We start from the raw sequence: 17,706 nt of genomic DNA, 5'->3' as shown, positions 1-17,706 counted from the left end.
GGTGTTCTGCTTTCTAGTGGTCGTTCCAGATTCGTTCCATCAGTGCAGCAACTTGCTCGTCCCGCTCTTCGATCTTAGGCAAATCCGTTGCCGTCCTGCGTTTTATCCACAGGAAGTACTCCACATTTCCGTCCTGGCCGGGCAATGGACTAGGGGCAAGACCGCACAATTCGAGGCCTGCGTCCACGGCGGCTTCCGCAACTTGTGCCACCGCCCGCCGTCGTTCGTGGTCCGAGGTGACCACCCCGGTGCGGCTTAGCCTTTCCTTGCCCACCTCGAACTGCGGCTTCACCATGAGCACGAGGTCTCCCCCGGGTTCCGTGCAGCCGGCGAGGGGCGCGATCACCAGTGTGAGCGAGATGAAGGACAAGTCCGCCACGGTTACCGACACCAGGCCACCGATGTCATCCGGAGTCATGTACCTCACGTTGAGCCCCTCATGGACCGAGACGCGGGAATCGTTCCTGAGGGACGGCACCAATTGGTCATGCCCGACGTCGACCGCTTCGACGTGCGCGGCACCCGCCCGGAGCAGGACATCCGTAAACCCGCCCGTGGAGGCGCCGGCGTCGAGGCACCGTTTACCCCCGACGGCGACCCCGGGAAACGCGGCAAGCGCTCCGGCGAGCTTGTGGCCGGCACGGCTGACGTACACGTCCTCCGCGTGGGCCTGGACATCGAGTTCGGTCTCTCCCGACACCTGCTGGGCCGCCTTGCCGAGGATGCTGCCGCCGGAGCTGACTTTGCCGTCGGCAATGAGCTTCGCGGCGTGGGTGCGGGACCTGGCCAATCCGCGACTGACTAGTTCTTGGTCGAGTCGTGGCATGCTCAGGCTACTTCGGCGTCGAGCGCGGCCATCAACGCGTCATGGAGATCCGCATAGACTCCGCCGTGCTCGGCCACCGGCGTTTCCGGGAGGTCCTGCAGATGGGCCAAAGCTGCGTCCACCTCAGGGTCCCCGGTCCGGACCGCCTCAGGCGGCCATGGAGCAGCGTACGGCTCCGCGGCGCCGTCGACGTCGTTCAACTCGTTCATTTTCCGGGTCTAGTTTTCCAGCCACTTCAACTGCGGCGAGGTTGCCTCCCCGGCATCCGGATGGGCGGTCCACCAAGCCGCGCACGCAGCGCGCCAAGCGTCAAGGTCCTTCTCGGAGCCCGAGACGGTGATGAGTCCGTCCTGCACCTGGGCGGTTGCCTTGCCGCACCGAAAAGCACTGTCCTCCTTGACAATCTCGGGGTAGGGCTCGTACAACTCCGTGAGGTCGGCCAACAAGTACTCGGGGCGCTCCGACGTGCGGGCCGCGAGGATCGAGGCCCGGGTGTCGACGCCGGTGAGCACAACTGCCGTCGCGAATCCCGCCCGGTTACCTCCAAGGATGTCCGTATCGAGCCGGTCTCCCACGACGATGGGACGCTCGGACTTCAGCCTGCGTGCGGCGGCGTGGAAGAGCGGTGCCTCCGGTTTGCCGGCGACCCGGGGCTGTTTACCCGTAGCCGACGCTACGGCTGCCACGAGGGTTCCGTTGCCCGGCGCCTTGCCGCGGGCCTGGGGAAGGGACATGTCCGTGTTGGTAGCGACCCACAGTGCACCTGCGCCCACCACGTATGCTGCCTCCGCAAGGTCCTTCCAGGCGATCTCCGGATTGAAACCCTGGACAACAGCCACGGGATTCTCTTCGGCACTGTGCACGGGGGTAAGGCCCACCAGCTCGATTTCGTGCGCGAGGGCCGCGCTACCGGTGATCATCACGCGTGAACCGGGAGCCAGGAGCTCGGCAAGGAGGTCGCTCGCGGCCTGCGAAGAGCTGACCACTTGGTCGTCCTCGGCCGGCGCGCCGAGTTCACGAAGATGCGCCGCGACCTGGGCGGGCGTCCGGGAAGCGTTGTTGGTGACATATCCGAGGCGCACGCCCACCGATTCGAGTCGCTTCAGGGATTCCACAGCGCCGGGGATGGCATGCGGACCGGTGTAAACCACGCCATCCAGGTCCGCCAGCACGGCGTCGAAACGCGAAACGAGCGGTGCCTCAGTCATTCTTGGTCTCTCCATCCTGCTCTTCGTCATCTTCGTCTTCGGCGGAATCCTGGTCGGATTCGGCGTCGTCGGACTCGAAGTAGTCCGACTCCGCGTCGTCGAGTTCTACGTCGTCGAGTTCGTTCGTCTCGGAATCAATCGCTGATTTGCCGAGCGAGGCAGCGTCCTCTCCGCGCTCGTCGCCAGCTTCAGCGTTTTCTTCGAACTTCCGGTAGCGCGGCTTGGGCTCCTCTTCTTCGTCTTCGCCGAGGTCGATGATCTCGGGGTCTTCGAAGTCCCCCACTCCCAAGGCATTTTCAGCGACGACGGCCTGGCGCTGCCATTTGGCGGCTTCCTCGGTACGTCCGACGGCAGCCAATGCATCAGCGTAGGCACGGAACAGGCGGGGGCTGTAGGTGAAGGCCCGGTTCATGTCGAGCTGCGGAATTTCCAGCTCCGCTACCGCGGCGTCGAGTTGGCCGAGATCGGTGCGTGCGCCGGAAGCAACAATGGCCAGTTCAACCTTGCCGGGCGCATCCAGGTCCTGTGCTTCCGGGGAGCGGACAACGTCCAGCGCACGGTCCGGTCGGCCCAAGCCACGTTCACAGTCGGCCATGAGCGGCAAGTGGACGTTGGATCCGCTGATCCGGCGGTACGTACGGAACTCGCGGAGGGCTTCGCCATAGTGTCCGGCGGCGTATGCGGTCAGGCCGACAGCTTCACGGACTGCCGACAGCCGGCCTCCACGCCGGCTCGCCGCCAGGGCATGCTGGAACGACAGCTCCGGGTCAATATCGATGAGTCGACCGGCCATGACGAGGTGCTTGGAAACCCAGTCACCATTGGTGCCCTCAAGGGTCTTGATCTGGTGCTTGGTGACACGGTCCAGCTCCTGGCCCGTAACGTCGTCGTCGATCTCCGGCGACCGCTCACGATCGGGGCGGTTCGAGCTTCGCAAGTCCGACGCGTTCGGTACACGGTTCGGACGCTCTGCCCGCGGGCCGCCAAAGCCGCGCCCCTCGGAACGGGGTCCATCGAACCTACGCGGCCCGCGGTCGGGGCGTTCACCGAAGCTCCGGCGCTCACCGTCGCCCTCGCGACGGGGGCGATCACCAAACGGCTTCCGATCACGATCACCATAGGGTTTACGGTCACGGTCACCAAACGGCTTCCGATCACGATCACCGTAACCCGAACGCTCACCATAAGGTTTACGGTCACGGTCACCGAAACTGCGACGTTCACCATCGCCCTCACGGCGCGGACGATCACCAAACGGCTTCCGATCACGATCACCGAAGCTCCGACGCTCACCATCGCCCTCACGGCGCGGACGATCACCAAACGGCTTCCGATCACGGTCACCGAAGGGCTTACGGTCACGATCACCGTAACCCGAACGCTCACCATAAGGTTTACGGTCACGGTCACCGAAGTTCCGACGCTCCCCGTCGCCATCGCGGCGCGGACGCTCACCAAACGGCTTGTCTTCACCGCGGGAAGAGCCTCCGCGGTTGTCCCTGGAGCGGAATCCTCGAGGATCGCCCCCGGAATTGTTGTTGGCACGGAACGAACCGCGGTCGCCACGGCCACCGCCGTAGTTACCGCGATTGCCGCCGTTGTGCTCAGCCATGATGGATTCCTCCTGTTGCGAGCCGACCACTGGCGCACGCGCAGCCGCTCTTATCCGTATTGTGTTCTCACGCCGCCGGGATCCGGCCCGTATCTCTCATGCAATTCTAGGTGAACAGCCGTCCAAGCACCCATTTGACGGCTCCTCACGCAAGCCGTCGTGGGAAGCATCACAAGCAACGGCAATCGACGAAAGCCAACAGACAGGGCATCAGAAGGACGCCGCAGGTTCTTCCAACGCCAGCTCTCATCCGGCCGGTATTTCCCGGACGCCGGCTCATATCCCGGGAGTGGATCGGTTGTCATCTGGCCAGCGGGAAGGTGCGCGGGGGTGCCCTGGATGACCGTGAAAGATGAGCGGGGGTTGATAAAAAGACCCGGATAGCTGAGCGGGGCTGTGGTGTTCCGGCGCCGGCTCAGGTCCGGGGCGCATTCCCGGGACGCCGGCTCAGGTCCGGGCTGCATTCCCGGGACGCCGGCTCACATGCGGGCTGCATTCCCGGGGCCGCCGGCTCATGTCCCGGGCCGCTTTTTCGGGGCGCTCGTCCGGGGTGCGGGGTGCTGGGTGTGTGGTGGTTAACGTGGGAGACCCCCACACCGGGGTGTGGGGGTCTCGACCATTTGGAGTGTTGTCCGGCGGTGTCCTACTCTCCCACACCCTCCCGGGTGCAGTACCATCGGCGCTGTGGGTCTTAGCTTCCGGGTTCGGAATGGGACCGGGCGTTTCCCCCACGCTATGACCGCCGTAACCTTTGTACCCGTCCCGCCCCTGGTGTGGGGGTGGGTGGGAAGTTCTTGGGTTACAACATGTGGTGTTGTTATTCAGTTATTCGATTATTCGGTTATGTTGTGTTGGTGTTCCCGGGTTGTTGTTCGGGAACCACATAGTGGACGCAAGCAGTGTAAAGTCCCACACCCCGTGTTTGGGGGGTGGTGTGTGGTGTAAGTCGTTGGCCTATTAGTACCGGTCAGCTTCAACAGTCGTTGGTCCTGTCTTCCACATCCGGCCTATCAACCCAGTGGTCTGGCTGGGGGCCTTCCCCACTCGTGGTGGGTGGAAATCTCATCTTGAAGCGAGCTTCCCGCTTAGATGCTTTCAGCGGTTATCCCATCCGAACGTAGCTAATCAGCGGTGCACTTGGCAGTACAACTGACACACCAGAGGTTCGTCCGTCCCGGTCCTCTCGTACTAAGGACAGCCCTTCTCAAATTTCCTGCGCGCGCAGCGGATAGGGACCGAACTGTCTCACGACGTTCTAAACCCAGCTCGCGTACCGCTTTAATGGGCGAACAGCCCAACCCTTGGGACCTACTCCAGCCCCAGGATGCGACGAGCCGACATCGAGGTGCCAAACCATGCCGTCGATATGGACTCTTGGGCAAGATCAGCCTGTTATCCCCGAGGTACCTTTTATCCGTTGAGCGACGGCCATTCCACAATGTACCGCCGGATCACTAGTCCCGACTTTCGTCCCTGCTTGAGATGTCTCTCTCACAGTCAAGCTCCCTTGTGCACTTACACTCGACACCTGATTGCCAACCAGGCTGAGGGAACCTTTGGGCGCCTCCGTTACTTTTTAGGAGGCAACCGCCCCAGTTAAACTACCCATCAGGCACTGTCCCTGACCCGGATCACGGGCCGAAGTTAGATGTCCAAAGTGACCAGAGTGGTATTTCAACGATGACTCCACCGCCACTGGCGTGACAGCTTCAACGTCTCCCACCTATCCTACACAAGCCACTCCGAACACCAATACCAAACTATAGTAAAGGTCTCGGGGTCTTTCCGTCCTGCTGCGCGTAACGAGCATCTTTACTCGTACTGCAATTTCGCCGAGTTTATGGTTGAGACAGCGGGGAAGTCGTTACTCCATTCGTGCAGGTCGGAACTTACCCGACAAGGAATTTCGCTACCTTAGGATGGTTATAGTTACCACCGCCGTTTACTGGGGCTTAAATTCTCAGCTTCGCCTTGCGGCTAACCGGTCCTCTTAACCTTCCAGCACCGGGCAGGAGTCAGTCCGTATACATCGTCTTGCGACTTCGCACGGACCTGTGTTTTTAGTAAACAGTCGCTTCCCCCTGGTCTCTGCGGCCCCTACCCCCTCCCCGCGGCACGCGCGGTTCAAGGTCAGGGCCCCCCTTCTCCCGAAGTTACGGGGGCATTTTGCCGAGTTCCTTAACCATAATTCTCTCGATCGCCTTGGTATTCTCTACCTGATCACCTGTGTCGGTTTGGGGTACGGGCGGCTAAAACCTCGCGTCGATGCTTTTCTCGGCAGCATAGGATCACCGGATCCCCCCTCGCGGGAGTCCCATCAGATCTCAGGCACGTCATCCAAGACACAGCGACGGATTTGCCTATCGCTGACCCTACATCCTTAGACCGGGGCAACCATCGCCCGGCCCGGCTACCTTCCTGCGTCACACCTGTTAATACGCTTGCCTCCCGGGATCAGGTCCCGCGCTCGGCCAAAACCCACACACCACAAGGGTGCTAGGGCAGGCTCCGGGCGGTTAGTATCCCCCGCTTGGCATGGGCGGTTTTTCGCCGGTACGGGAATATCAACCCGTTGTCCATCGACTACGCCTGTCGGCCTCGCCTTAGGTCCCGACTTACCCAGGGCAGATTAGCTTGACCCTGGAACCCTTGATCATCCGGCGGACGGGTTTCTCACCCGTCTTTCGCTACTCATGCCTGCATTCTCACTCGTGTAGGCTCCACCGCTGGTTCACACCGCGACTTCACCGCCCACACGACGCTCCCCTACCCATCCACACTCCTGAACCACGAAGGCTTGGAAACCATGTGAATGCCACAACTTCGGCGGTGTACTTGAGCCCCGCTACATTGTCGGCGCGGAATCACTTGACCAGTGAGCTATTACGCACTCTTTCAAGGATGGCTGCTTCTAAGCCAACCTCCTGGTTGTCTAAGCAACTCCACATCCTTTCCCACTTAGCACACGCTTAGGGGCCTTAGTTGGTGGTCTGGGCTGTTTCCCTCTCGACTATGAAGCTTATCCCCCACAGTCTCACTGCTACGCTCTCACTTACCGGCATTCGGAGTTTGGCTGACGTCAGTAACCTTGTAGGGCCCATCGGCCATCCAGTAGCTCTACCTCCGGCAAGAAACACGCAACGCTGCACCTAAATGCATTTCGGGGAGAACCAGCTATCACGGAGTTTGATTGGCCTTTCACCCCTACCCACAGCTCATCCCCTCCATTTTCAACTGAAGTGGGTTCGGTCCTCCACGACGTCTTACCGTCGCTTCAACCTGGCCATGGGTAGATCACTCCGCTTCGGGTCTAGATCACGCCACTACACTCGCCCTGTTCAGACTCGCTTTCGCTACGGCTACCCCACACGGGTTAACCTCGCGACGTAACACTAACTCGCAGGCTCATTCTTCAAAAGGCACGCCATCACCCCAACAAGGAGGCTCTGACGGATTGTAAGCACACGGTTTCAGGTACTATTTCACTCCCCTCCCGGGGTACTTTTCACCTTTCCCTCACGGTACTGGTCCGCTATCGGTCATCAGGAAGTATTTAGGCTTATCAGGTGGTCCTGACAGATTCACACGGGATTTCTCGGGCCCCGTGCTACTCGGGATACTCCACAAGCGGCACACAACATTACGGTTACGGGGCTCACACCCTCTCCGGCCGGCCTTTCAAGACCGTTCACCTATGCCTGCACACACACCTCGCCGGTCCGGCAGAACCAACACGCAAAGTCCCACAACCCCGCCCATGCAACGCCCGCCGGCTATCACACATGAAACGGTTTAGCCTGATCCGCGTTCGCTCGCCACTACTAACGGAATCACTCTTGTTTTCTCTTCCTGCGGGTACTGAGATGTTTCACTTCCCCGCGTTCCCCCCACGCACCCTATGTGTTCAGATGCGGGTCACCAGATCACCCGAAAGCCTCTGGCGGGGTTTCCCCATTCGGACATCCTGGGATCACCGTTCGGTTATCAACTCCCCCAGGCTTATCGCAGATTCCTACGTCCTTCTTCGGCTCCTGATGCCAAGGCATCCACCGTGCGCCCTTAAAAACTTGACCACACAGATCAAAAAACATTCTCGAGAGAACCCGGAAAAAACCAGGTTCAACATCAAAAACAAAATTGCTTTACAAGATGCTCGCGTCCACTATGTAGTTCTCAAACAACAACCCCGTACCCCACACCCACCCCACACACAACGCGCAGGACAAGCACAAGACCAGGAAACCAGAAACAACACCCACCACCCCCCACACCCGCCCCGCACACACACGCGCGCAGAACAGACACAAGGAAACCAGCAGGGCCTGTTGCCTCAGGACCCAACAGTGCACCAAACACCACCACACAACCCACACCCCGGACACGTTCCCCACACCCCCGCCCACCATCACAAACGGACAGAAGGAAGAAGGCGTCGTACTAGCACCAGGGCACAGACCACACAGCCATGCCACCAAAAATGATTCGTTGATATTCCACCCATGAGCACCCGCCGCAGAACATCCGCCTGCGCAACGGGCTTGCTACCTGGCACCCGCCCCGCCAACCCCCACAGGGCCAACAGGACAACAATGCACAGCGCTCCTTAGAAAGGAGGTGATCCAGCCGCACCTTCCGGTACGGCTACCTTGTTACGACTTAGTCCCAATCGCCGGTCCCACCTTCGACGGCTCCCCCCACAAGGGTTAGGCCACCGGCTTCGGGTGTTACCAACTTTCGTGACTTGACGGGCGGTGTGTACAAGGCCCGGGAACGTATTCACCGCAGCGTTGCTGATCTGCGATTACTAGCGACTCCGACTTCATGGGGTCGAGTTGCAGACCCCAATCCGAACTGAGACCGGCTTTTTGGGATTAGCTCCACCTCACAGTATCGCAACCCTTTGTACCGGCCATTGTAGCATGCGTGAAGCCCAAGACATAAGGGGCATGATGATTTGACGTCGTCCCCACCTTCCTCCGAGTTGACCCCGGCAGTCTCCTATGAGTCCCCGGCCGAACCGCTGGCAACATAGAACGAGGGTTGCGCTCGTTGCGGGACTTAACCCAACATCTCACGACACGAGCTGACGACAACCATGCACCACCTGTGAACCAGCCTCAAGAGGGGAGCACATCTCTGCGCTTTACTAGTCCATGTCAAGCCTTGGTAAGGTTCTTCGCGTTGCATCGAATTAATCCGCATGCTCCGCCGCTTGTGCGGGCCCCCGTCAATTCCTTTGAGTTTTAGCCTTGCGGCCGTACTCCCCAGGCGGGGCACTTAATGCGTTAGCTACGGCGCGGAAAACGTGGAATGTCCCCCACACCTAGTGCCCAACGTTTACGGCATGGACTACCAGGGTATCTAATCCTGTTCGCTCCCCATGCTTTCGCTCCTCAGCGTCAGTTAATGCCCAGAGACCTGCCTTCGCCATCGGTGTTCCTCCTGATATCTGCGCATTTCACCGCTACACCAGGAATTCCAGTCTCCCCTACATCACTCTAGTCTGCCCGTACCCACTGCAGAACCGGAGTTGAGCCCCGGTCTTTCACAGCAGACGCGACAAACCGCCTACGAGCTCTTTACGCCCAATAATTCCGGATAACGCTTGCGCCCTACGTATTACCGCGGCTGCTGGCACGTAGTTAGCCGGCGCTTCTTCTGCAGGTACCGTCACTTGCGCTTCTTCCCTACTGAAAGAGGTTTACAACCCGAAGGCCGTCATCCCTCACGCGGCGTCGCTGCATCAGGCTTGCGCCCATTGTGCAATATTCCCCACTGCTGCCTCCCGTAGGAGTCTGGGCCGTGTCTCAGTCCCAGTGTGGCCGGTCACCCTCTCAGGCCGGCTACCCGTCGTCGCCTTGGTAGGCCATTACCCCACCAACAAGCTGATAGGCCGCGAGTCCATCCAAAACCACAAAAGCTTTCCACCACCACCGCATGCGCGGAGCAGTCATATCCGGTATTAGACCCAGTTTCCCAGGCTTATCCCAGAGTCAAGGGCAGGTTACTCACGTGTTACTCACCCGTTCGCCACTAATCCACGGTGCAAGCACCGCTTCATCGTTCGACTTGCATGTGTTAAGCACGCCGCCAGCGTTCATCCTGAGCCAGGATCAAACTCTCCGTCAAAAAACAAAAACAGACACAACCATCCCCACCGGAAACAACGGCAAAAACAGCTGCACAAAATCTGAAACCAGCTGAACCAGACCCCACCCACAGGGGCGGACAAGGCCCGGCAAAACAACCAATTCAAAAAAATCGGTATCAACAAACTTGGCACACTATTGAGTTCTCAAACAACAGACACAATTCGAATACTTCTCGAAAGAAATTCATGAATGAATTTCGAGTTTCGCATTTCTTCGCTGTGATATTTCTACTTTATTTCATTCATATTCACTTTGCAAATCCAGGTTTTCTTCCCGAATTCACCTTGATGAATCGAACGTCCCCCAAGAGACTTCAAAAACTCCGCTTTCCGAACTTTGCCGGAATCGGATCATTTGAATCTCGTTGGGATTTGCCGCACTTTTCCGCATCAGCGGCGGCGACTCAGAAAACAATACACGCTCCTCCGGGACCGCGCAAGTCGGTCCTGGAAGAGCGTGCAGGGAGATTTCAGGAAGAAGATGAGCCCGTCAGTTGAGGACTTCGACAGTTGCCAGATTCTTCTTGCCACGCCGCAGCAACAAGTACTTGCCGTGAAGCAATTCAGCCTTGTCAACCACGGCATCGGGATCGGTCACCTTGTTGTTGTTCACGTAGGCGCCGCCCTCCCCCACGGTGCGTCGGGCTGCGGACTTGCTATCGGACAAGCCGGACGCGACCAGGAGGTCGACGATGCCAAGACCGTCCGTGCCAACAGAAGCTGACGGCAATTCCGCGGTTGCCGATGCAAGTGTCATCTCGTCGAGGACAGTGAGATCGCCGTTACCGAACAGTGCGGCCGAGGCTGCGATGACTTTCTCCGTCGCTTCGACCCCATGGACCAAGGACGTGACTTCAAAGGCAAGGCGACGCTGGCCTTCCCGTGCAAACGGGCGCTCGGCCACCGCGACGGCGACCTCTTCGATCTCCGCACGGCCGATGAAAGTGAAGACCTTCAGGCGATCAACGACGTCGGCATCTGCCGTATTGAGCCAGAACTGGTAGAACGTGTACGGGCTGCACATCTGCGCGTCGAGCCAGATGGCGTTGCCTTCGCTCTTGCCGAACTTCGTGCCGTCCGAATTGGTGATGAGCGGGGTGCCCAAGGCGTGAACGCTCTTGCCGTCCACTTTGCGGATGAGCTCGGTTCCGCTGGTCAGGTTGCCCCACTGGTCCGATCCACCGGTCTGCAGCACGCAATCGTAATCGCGGTAGAGCTGAAGGTAGTCCATGCCCTGCAGGATCTGGTAGCTGAACTCCGTGTACGAGATACCTTCGTCGGAGCTAAGGCGCGAAGCGACTGCATCCTTGCGCAGCATGGTGCCAACACGGAAGTGCTTGCCGATTTCGCGGAGGAAATCGATGGCGCTCAAGGGCGCCGTCCAGTCCAGGTTGTTCACCATCCGCGCGGAATTCCCGCCCTCGAAGCTGAGGAAGCGGCGAACCTGAGCCTGGAGGTAGCCGACCCACTCGGAAACCGTGTCCTTCGTGTTCAAGGTGCGCTCCGCCGTCGGACGCGGATCGCCGATCAACCCGGTGGAGCCGCCCACGAGGCCGAGCGGCTTGTGGCCGGCGAGCTGGAGGCGGCGCATGAGCAATAGCTGGACGAGGTTGCCGAGGTGCAGCGACGGAGCGGTGGGGTCGAAGCCACAGTAATAGGTGATCGGGTCCCCCGCGAGCAGCTTTTCCAGTTCCGTTTCATCAGTGGAAACGTGGATCAGGCCGCGCCATTTGAGCTCTTGCCAAATATTGGCGAAGCCCGGGTCGTTGTGCTGGGACTCGAGGTTATTTACGTGTGACACGAGTTCTAAGTTAGCAGGATTCCAATCGCTTCCTTAGCGTTCAATCCCCGCCGGCAGCGGCGCGGCGGCAATGAGTCGCAATCGCTGCGTCGGACGGGTCATGGCAACGTAGAGGTCGCCCACCTTGGCGTGCTCGTGGTTCAACATCGCCGCCGGTTCCAGGACGACGACGCCATCGAACTCCAGCCCCTTGGCTTCCTTCGGGCTGATGACCACGATGTCCTGCGAATAGCTGCCTGCTCCGGAGCCGACGCGGTGTCCGTAGATGCCTCGGAGTGCCGCGCCTGCCTGGGGGAGCAAGGCGCCGTCGGCGATGACGGCGAGCAGGCCGCCGTCGAGCGCTTCCAGTTCTTCCGGGAGGACCTCGACGAGCCGGTCCACGATCCCGTCAGCCTCCACGCGGTCAACGATGGGCGACCAACGGCCTTCCCGCACGGCCTTGGGCGCCGAAACGACCAGGCCCGCGCGGTTCGCCATGCGGACAGCGGCTTCGGCGATCTGCGAAGGCGTCCGGTAGTTCACTGTGAGTTCTTCGAGCTGCCAGCGGTCCCCGAACGACGGCGCCAAGGCGCTGTGCCACGAATTCGCACCGGCCGAGGAACTCGTCTGGGCGATATCCCCGACGATTGTGAACGACTTCAGGGGGCAACGCCGGACCAGGAGCCGCCACTGCATGGGCGAGAGTTCCTGGGCCTCGTCCACGACAATGTGCCCAAAGGCCCACGAACGGTCGCTCGTGGCACGTTCGGCGGCCGTCAGCCGGGCCTCGCGTTCCTGGTTCTGCTCGGCCAGTTCTTCGGCCGTCATCAGGACGTCGACGCCCATGGCCTCCATGTTGGCGAGGGTCTGCTTGGCATTGGCGAGGTCGCGCGCGCGGTCATGTTCCTGCTGCGCGAGGCCACGGCCCGCCGCCGGATCCAGTTCGCCAAGCAACTCGGCGGCTTCGTCAAGCAGCGGAACGTCGGCCTCCGTCCAAGGGGCGTCCGCCGGCCGGAGCAACAGGGCACGTTGCTCCGGGGTCAGATGCGGAGTGCAGGCTTCCAAAATCGCGGGCTTGCTGAACAGCTCCGAGACGAGCTTTTCCGGAGTCATCGGCATCCAGCACAGGTTCAGCATGATCCTGACGTCGCGGGCAGAGCGTACGTCCTCGGCGAGGTAGGACCGATCGGCGTTGTTGCCGATGTTCGAGGCCTCGACGATCTCCGTCAATTGTTCGGTGAGCTCCCGCAGCAGGATCTTCACGAACGTCACGCGCGCCTCGTTGTGCGGTTTGCCTGTCGCCCGTGCCTTGTCCCGGGCCCGGCGCACTTGCCGGACTGTCAGGGTCAATTTGCGGGAATCGACTTCGAGGATGCTGTCCTTCGCGGGAGTGCGCTGCCTGTTGGCGACGGCGTTTGCGACGACCTCGGCCATGTCCAGCTTGCCCTTGAGCGCCGCCACGTCCGGATCGGCCTCGGGTACCGCGTGGATACCGGGCATGAGCCTGCCGAGGCTTGCCATGACCACTCCGGTTTCGCCGAGGGACGGCAGGACGCGCTCGATGTAGTTCATGAACGACGACGACGGTCCCACGAGCAGCACGCCTGCGGACTTCAAGCGGTCGCGGTGGGTGTAAAGGAGGTAGGCCGCCCGGTGCAGCGCGACGGCGGTTTTGCCGGTACCGGGACCACCCTGGACGACGAGGGCCCCCGAGATGGACGAGCGGATGATGCGGTCCTGTTCGGACTGGATGGTGCCGACGATGTCCGACATCCGGCCCGTGCGCTTGGAATTGAGGGCAGCCAAAAGCGCACCCTCGCCTTGGAGGGAGTCGCTGTCCGTGAGCATGCTTGCGTCCAGGACGTCGTCTTCGATCGCCTTGACGTCGCGGCCCTGCAGGATCAGATGACGACGACGGCGGACGCCTTGCCGGTCGAAAGCGGTCGCCTGGTAGAAGTGGCCGGCTTCCGGCGCACGCCAGTCGACCATCAGGCGCTGGAGGTCCGTCGTGGACAAGCCGATGCGGCCAATGTACTGCGCTTCGCCGGAGTCGAGGTCCAGGCGGCCGAACACGAGCCGGTCGTCGACGGCGTCGAGCTGGGCAAGGCGGTCCTCGTACAGTGCGGCGAAGGCGTCCCGTTCGGAAACGTTCTGCATGGTGCCCACGGCGCCGGCACGCCGGACTTGCGCCAGTTGCTCCCGCTTCTCTTCCCGCAACTCATCCAGGCGGGCATAGAGTCCGGCCACGTACTCGCGTTCGTGGAGCAAATCAGCGTCGTGCATCGAAACGTTCCCCTATCGAAAAAGACGGACCGTCCATTCTACAGCGGTTTTGCTTGACGCGCGTGAAACTGCCCCCGCCCCGGTGCGTCACGCAATGTTCACCCGGCGCTAACCTCCGGAGCATTCCGGGGCACGTCCGGCGGTGCTTCAATGCTGCAATGCAGCACGACGTTGCCCTTACGCGACACGGCATCAGCCTCGTCCCCCTCTCCCCCGCACATGCCGGACCGCTCTTCGATTTCGTGGACTCCGACATGTGGTCCGGCATGGCCGCAGAGCAGCCTCTGAGCGCTGCCGAACTGGCCGAACTCTTCGCTTCCCGTCTCGAGGATCCCGCGACGATTCCGTTCGCCGTCGTCGAGCAGCGGACCGGCGCGCTCCTGGGCACCACTTCACTTTGCGACTACAGTCCCCGCGAGCAACGCCTGGAAATCGGCGGGACGTTCTATGGCCGGCCTTTCTGGGGCAGCCACGTCAATCCGGCGGCGAAACAACTGCTGCTTGCATACGCTTTCGATGTCCTGGCCGTCCATCGGGTTGGATTCAGGTGCGATGCCCGGAACAAGCGGAGCGCCTCGGCCATCCAACGCTTGGGGGCCAGCTACGAGGGCACCCTGCGGGGGCACCGCTTCGCCCCTGACGGAAGCCGATGCGACACGGCCGTTTTCTCAATCCTTCAGGACGAATGGCCGCAGGCGCGCGAGTCGCTGCTCGCGCGCCTGGCGCCATTCGAGGTCCAGGACAACCGCTGCGCCTACGTCGCGGAACCGACGCCGACGGAGCAGACTGCCTGAGTTCGGAACCGCACGCCAGGCTGTCCGGCTGCGCTAGGCTGTCAGGCTGCGCTAGGCAGTCCGGCTGCGCTAGGCAGTCCGGCTGCGCTAGGCAGTCCGGCTGCGAGCCGCTTTGTAGCGGGAAACGGTCGGGTCTCCGGCCAGCCAATACCGCCAAGGGTAGCTATCCGAACCGCCTTCTCCGGCTACCCCGACGCGGGGACCGTTGGCCACGGCCGATTCCGCTGCCGGAGCGGACGGAAGTTCGAGCCTGAACGGCTCTGCGAGCGCGTCCCGGCCGCTGTCCGCCGTCGTCAGTCCAAGCGCGGAAGCGAGCCGGGCGGGTCCGCTCGCGAGGTCGGTCCTGGACCTCGACGCCGGACGGCGGGATTGCGCCAGGGCATACCCGGCCACCACCTCCCCTGCGCGCAGCAGCAGCCCGGACGCGACGCCGTCGGGACCGCAGACGATGTTCGAGCAGTAGTGCATTCCGTAGGTGAAATAGACATAGAGGTGGCCGGCCGGACCGAACATCGGTGCGTTCCGGGCAGTGCGGCCGCCGTACGTATGGGATCCAGGGTCGGGTTGGGGGGAATCGCGCGGGCCAAGGTACGCCTCCACCTCCGTGACCCGGATGGCGACGGTGCCTTCGGGCGAGTGATGGCTGAGCACCGCACCCAGGAGATGCGGGGCGACATCCCGCGGATCCCCGGAAAGCACGGCACGGATGGCATCTGGGCCGGCATCGTGCAAAGTCATGTCCAGACGATAGCAAACCGCCCCGGACGAGCTTTTGCAGCCCGGAGATCGGTCGTGTCCGATTTCCGCTAGATAGAGCAAGGCGCGGGTGCGAGGATGAAGCCATGGATTTTTGGCAACGGTACCGGGCGATCGATGCGCGCGATCCGCGTTTCGACGGTCAGTTCTACACTGCCGTCCGCTCGACCGGGATCTATTGCCGGCCGTCCTGCCCGGCCCGGACGCCCAAACCCGAGAACGTGACGTTCTACGAAACGTCGGCCGCGGCCCACGAAGCCGGTTACCGTGCGTGTAAGCGGTGCCTCCCCGAAGCGGTTCCGGGCACTCCGGCGTGGAACATGCGCTCGGACGTCGCAGGCAGGGCCATGCGGTTGATCAACGACGGCGCCCTGTCCCGCGTTGGCGTGGAAGGACTGGCCAAAAAACTGGGTTACTCGTCCCGGCAATTGAACAGGATCTTGCACCACGAGCTTGGCGCCGGGCCCCTGTCGTTGGCGCGGGCAAGCCGGGCCCAGACCGCCCGGTCCCTCCTGGTTTCAACCCCCATGAAGCTTTCCGACGTAGCGTTCGCGGCCGGGTTCAACAGCATCCGCCAGTTCAACGACACCGTCAGCGATGTCTTCGCGCTGACTCCGACGGCGTTGCGGGCCACTGCGGCGTCCGCCCCTCAACGCGCAGCTTCCCACGCCACGTCATTGACGCTGAACCTGCCGTACCGGGAGCCGTTCGACCGGGGAATTTTCGATTTCCTGGCTGCCCGCGCGATTCCGGGCATCGAGATTGCCGGGGTGGACGGCTATAGCAGGACCCTCCGGCTCCCCCACGGCGACGCGGTGTTCACGGTGGAGTATGACGGCGGGACGCTGACCCTTACCGTCGGCGCCCTGGACCTTCACGACCTGCCGGTCCTGCTGAGCCGCGTTCGGCGGTTGTTCGATCTCGACGCCGATCCCGTGGCGGTCGACGAGACGCTCGCCCTGGACACCCGGATCAGGCAATCGGTCAGTTCAGTCCCGGGAATCAGGGTGCCCGGCGCCGTCGACCCGCAGGAACTGCTGGTGCGGGCGATGATCGGACAGCAGATCACCGTCGCGGCCGCGCGAACGGCCTTGAGTCAACTGTCCGACGCCGGAACCCGGTTGCCGGATGGGCACCCGGCCACCGCGTTGGGTCTGGACCGCTTGTTCCCGACTTCGGAGGAAATCGCCCGCTCCGGTGCCGGATTGCTGCGCGGTCCGCGCCGCCGGACGGATTCCGTCCTCGCAGCGGCGGGCGCCATGGCCGGCGGAGAACTCGACTTCGACTATGGCGACGACCGCGGAACGCTGGCCGAGAAACTCCTGTCGCTGCCCGGCGTCGGGCCTTGGACGGTGGGATACGTAGCGATGCGCGTGATCGGCGACCCGGACGTCTTCCTGGCCAACGACGCGGCGGTGCTCAACGGCCTCAAACGCCTCGAAGCTGTTGAGGGACTGCCTGCCGACTTCGGGAACGTGAGTCCGTGGCGGTCCTACGCGACAATGCACCTGTGGCGATCGGCAGCGGCTCAAGCCGCCGCAAAACGCACGGGCCCTACTTCGCCGGGACGCCCGACGGCCACGGCAGGAGCGAGGGCAAGTCAACCCCGTCCGCTGCGGCAACAGCCCGCAAGCTTCCCAGGGTAGGCGTCCGTCCCGCGAGCCACGCGGCGATGTCCGTGATCATGCCGGTGATGGAGACCGACTCCCGTCCGGAACCAATGACCAGCTGCGGCAGCGCAAGGGGTTGGAGGACGAATTTCTGCTCTGCCGGAACGCGGGCCGAGAGGAATTCGAAAAGGTGCTCGCAGAAGGTCCGGCTCCAAGTCTCCGGGCCGCGGCCCATCCCAAGATCCGCGGCATGGATGACCAGTTCGCGCCAAAGTGCCAGACCGCCGTCGAGCACTATCCCGTCACGATAGCTGATCCGGGCCGCCCAGCCGGATTCCGGCAAACCATCGAAGGCGGCAAGGGCCCGGGCAACGGCAGCCTCGACTTCGGCCTGGTGTTCAGCAGCGGTGTGTCCGGCAGCCAGCTCGATTGCCTTCGTACGGCCCTCATAGCCGCCGTCGTACAGCTCGATGGTCTGACCACGCGCAGCGTATTCAAGCTGGCGGGCCATGGCGTTGGCGATTCCGGCGATGTGCGCCAGGACATGGCCGCGCGTCCAGCCCGGAAGCTCAGAGGGGGCTTTGACGCCGGCATCGTCGATTTTGGCGACGACGCCTGTGACGATGCCGGCTGCTTGGTGAAGCTCGGCAAGTAGCGCTGAAGTAGTGATTTCAGTCATAGCGCCA

Annotated in this window: 12 protein-coding genes and 3 rRNA genes; 4 read left to right on the top strand and 11 right to left on the bottom strand. The window is 62.0% G+C overall.

The features are described 5' to 3' along the window. Positions 1 to 13 precede the first annotated feature (13 nt). Genes ABCW42_RS07630 through ABCW42_RS07615 form a run of 4 tightly spaced genes read right to left on the bottom strand, consistent with a single transcriptional unit; the run spans position 14 to position 2,827 of the window. Complete coding sequence (locus tag ABCW42_RS07630; protein WP_423184272.1) at positions 14 to 826, bottom strand: TlyA family RNA methyltransferase; 813 nt, start codon at positions 824 to 826, stop codon at positions 14 to 16. A 2-nt stretch (positions 827 to 828) separates the two neighbouring features. After that, positions 829 to 1,035: a hypothetical protein gene (locus tag ABCW42_RS07625; RefSeq protein ID WP_423184271.1), complete on the bottom strand. Its 207-nt coding sequence runs from the start codon at positions 1,033 to 1,035 to the stop codon at positions 829 to 831. Positions 1,036 to 1,044: 9 nt separating this feature from the next. Further along, positions 1,045 to 2,034, bottom strand: a complete 990-nt coding sequence (locus ABCW42_RS07620; protein ID WP_423184270.1) for an HAD-IIA family hydrolase — start codon at positions 2,032 to 2,034, stop codon at positions 1,045 to 1,047. Continuing rightward, positions 2,027 to 2,827, bottom strand: a complete 801-nt coding sequence (locus ABCW42_RS07615) for a hypothetical protein (RefSeq protein WP_423184269.1) — start codon at positions 2,825 to 2,827, stop codon at positions 2,027 to 2,029. The genes ABCW42_RS07620 and ABCW42_RS07615 overlap by 8 nt, the downstream gene beginning before the upstream one ends. On the opposite strand from ABCW42_RS07615, the gene ABCW42_RS07610 reads away from it, so the two are divergent. After that, positions 2,780 to 3,760: a hypothetical protein gene (locus tag ABCW42_RS07610; RefSeq protein ID WP_423184268.1), complete on the top strand. Its 981-nt coding sequence runs from the start codon at positions 2,780 to 2,782 to the stop codon at positions 3,758 to 3,760. The genes ABCW42_RS07615 and ABCW42_RS07610 overlap by 48 nt on opposite strands. A 516-nt stretch (positions 3,761 to 4,276) precedes the next feature. Here ABCW42_RS07610 and rrf read toward each other — a convergent pair. The 3 genes from rrf to ABCW42_RS07595 all read right to left on the bottom strand — a co-directional run bounded on the left by rrf (position 4,277) and on the right by ABCW42_RS07595 (position 9,775). Continuing rightward, a 5S ribosomal RNA gene (gene rrf / locus ABCW42_RS07605) occupies positions 4,277 to 4,393 on the bottom strand. Between the two features lie 189 nt (positions 4,394 to 4,582). Then, a 23S ribosomal RNA gene (locus ABCW42_RS07600) occupies positions 4,583 to 7,719 on the bottom strand. A gap of 534 nt (positions 7,720 to 8,253) precedes the next feature. Further along, positions 8,254 to 9,775 (bottom strand): 16S ribosomal RNA (locus ABCW42_RS07595). The 16S, 23S and 5S rRNA genes sit together here, the layout of an rRNA operon. A gap of 208 nt (positions 9,776 to 9,983) precedes the next feature. Here ABCW42_RS07595 and ABCW42_RS07590 point away from each other — a divergent pair. Continuing rightward, positions 9,984 to 10,295 (top strand): hypothetical protein, encoded by a 312-nt coding sequence (locus ABCW42_RS07590; RefSeq protein ID WP_423184267.1) that lies wholly within the window; start codon positions 9,984 to 9,986, stop codon positions 10,293 to 10,295. Here ABCW42_RS07590 and tyrS read toward each other — a convergent pair. Both tyrS and ABCW42_RS07580 read right to left on the bottom strand, forming a co-directional pair. Further along, positions 10,288 to 11,598 carry a tyrosine--tRNA ligase gene (tyrS, locus tag ABCW42_RS07585; RefSeq protein ID WP_423184266.1) on the bottom strand — a complete coding sequence of 437 codons (1,311 nt, stop codon included), beginning with the start codon at positions 11,596 to 11,598 and terminating at the stop codon, positions 10,288 to 10,290. The genes ABCW42_RS07590 and tyrS overlap by 8 nt on opposite strands. A 33-nt stretch (positions 11,599 to 11,631) precedes the next feature. Next, a complete protein-coding gene (locus ABCW42_RS07580) occupies positions 11,632 to 13,860 on the bottom strand; it encodes a HelD family protein (RefSeq protein WP_423184265.1) in 2,229 nt (742 codons plus the stop codon). 158 nt (positions 13,861 to 14,018) lie between these two features. On the opposite strand from ABCW42_RS07580, the gene ABCW42_RS07575 reads away from it, so the two are divergent. Next, complete coding sequence (locus tag ABCW42_RS07575) at positions 14,019 to 14,654, top strand: GNAT family N-acetyltransferase (RefSeq protein ID WP_423184264.1); 636 nt, start codon at positions 14,019 to 14,021, stop codon at positions 14,652 to 14,654. Positions 14,655 to 14,741: 87 nt separating this feature from the next. On the opposite strand, the gene ABCW42_RS07570 is transcribed toward ABCW42_RS07575, so the two are convergent. Further along, the gene (locus ABCW42_RS07570; protein ID WP_423184263.1) at positions 14,742 to 15,392 is read right to left on the bottom strand and encodes a DNA-3-methyladenine glycosylase; all 651 of its coding nucleotides are present in this window, start codon (positions 15,390 to 15,392) and stop codon (positions 14,742 to 14,744) included. 104 nt (positions 15,393 to 15,496) lie between these two features. On the opposite strand from ABCW42_RS07570, the gene ABCW42_RS07565 reads away from it, so the two are divergent. Then, a complete protein-coding gene (locus ABCW42_RS07565) occupies positions 15,497 to 17,056 on the top strand; it encodes an AlkA N-terminal domain-containing protein (RefSeq protein ID WP_423184262.1) in 1,560 nt (519 codons plus the stop codon). On the opposite strand, the gene ABCW42_RS07560 is transcribed toward ABCW42_RS07565, so the two are convergent. Further along, a complete protein-coding gene (locus ABCW42_RS07560) occupies positions 16,965 to 17,699 on the bottom strand; it encodes a maleylpyruvate isomerase family mycothiol-dependent enzyme (RefSeq protein ID WP_423184261.1) in 735 nt (244 codons plus the stop codon). The two genes, ABCW42_RS07565 and ABCW42_RS07560, sit on opposite strands and share 92 nt — an antisense overlap. Positions 17,700 to 17,706 lie beyond the last annotated feature (7 nt).

Source organism: Arthrobacter sp. NyZ413, from assembly GCF_049390645.1.
Classification (GTDB): domain Bacteria; phylum Actinomycetota; class Actinomycetes; order Actinomycetales; family Micrococcaceae; genus Arthrobacter.
This window is presented reverse-complemented; position numbering and strand designations above follow the sequence as displayed.

Coding starts and splice junctions, on each gene's coding strand:
- ABCW42_RS07570 (WP_423184263.1), bottom strand. CDS start 15,392: ATGACTTTGCACGATGCCGGCCCAGATGCCATCCGTGCCGTGCTTTCC.
- ABCW42_RS07575 (WP_423184264.1), top strand. CDS start 14,019: ATGCAGCACGACGTTGCCCTTACGCGACACGGCATCAGCCTCGTCCCC.
- ABCW42_RS07625 (WP_423184271.1), bottom strand. CDS start 1,035: ATGAACGAGTTGAACGACGTCGACGGCGCCGCGGAGCCGTACGCTGCT.
- ABCW42_RS07560 (WP_423184261.1), bottom strand. CDS start 17,699: ATGACTGAAATCACTACTTCAGCGCTACTTGCCGAGCTTCACCAAGCA.
- ABCW42_RS07620 (WP_423184270.1), bottom strand. CDS start 2,034: ATGACTGAGGCACCGCTCGTTTCGCGTTTCGACGCCGTGCTGGCGGAC.
- ABCW42_RS07565 (WP_423184262.1), top strand. CDS start 15,497: ATGGATTTTTGGCAACGGTACCGGGCGATCGATGCGCGCGATCCGCGT.
- ABCW42_RS07590 (WP_423184267.1), top strand. CDS start 9,984: ATGAATGAATTTCGAGTTTCGCATTTCTTCGCTGTGATATTTCTACTT.
- ABCW42_RS07610 (WP_423184268.1), top strand. CDS start 2,780: ATGCTGGAACGACAGCTCCGGGTCAATATCGATGAGTCGACCGGCCAT.
- ABCW42_RS07630 (WP_423184272.1), bottom strand. CDS start 826: ATGCCACGACTCGACCAAGAACTAGTCAGTCGCGGATTGGCCAGGTCC.
- ABCW42_RS07615 (WP_423184269.1), bottom strand. CDS start 2,827: ATGGCCGGTCGACTCATCGATATTGACCCGGAGCTGTCGTTCCAGCAT.
- ABCW42_RS07580 (WP_423184265.1), bottom strand. CDS start 13,860: ATGCACGACGCTGATTTGCTCCACGAACGCGAGTACGTGGCCGGACTC.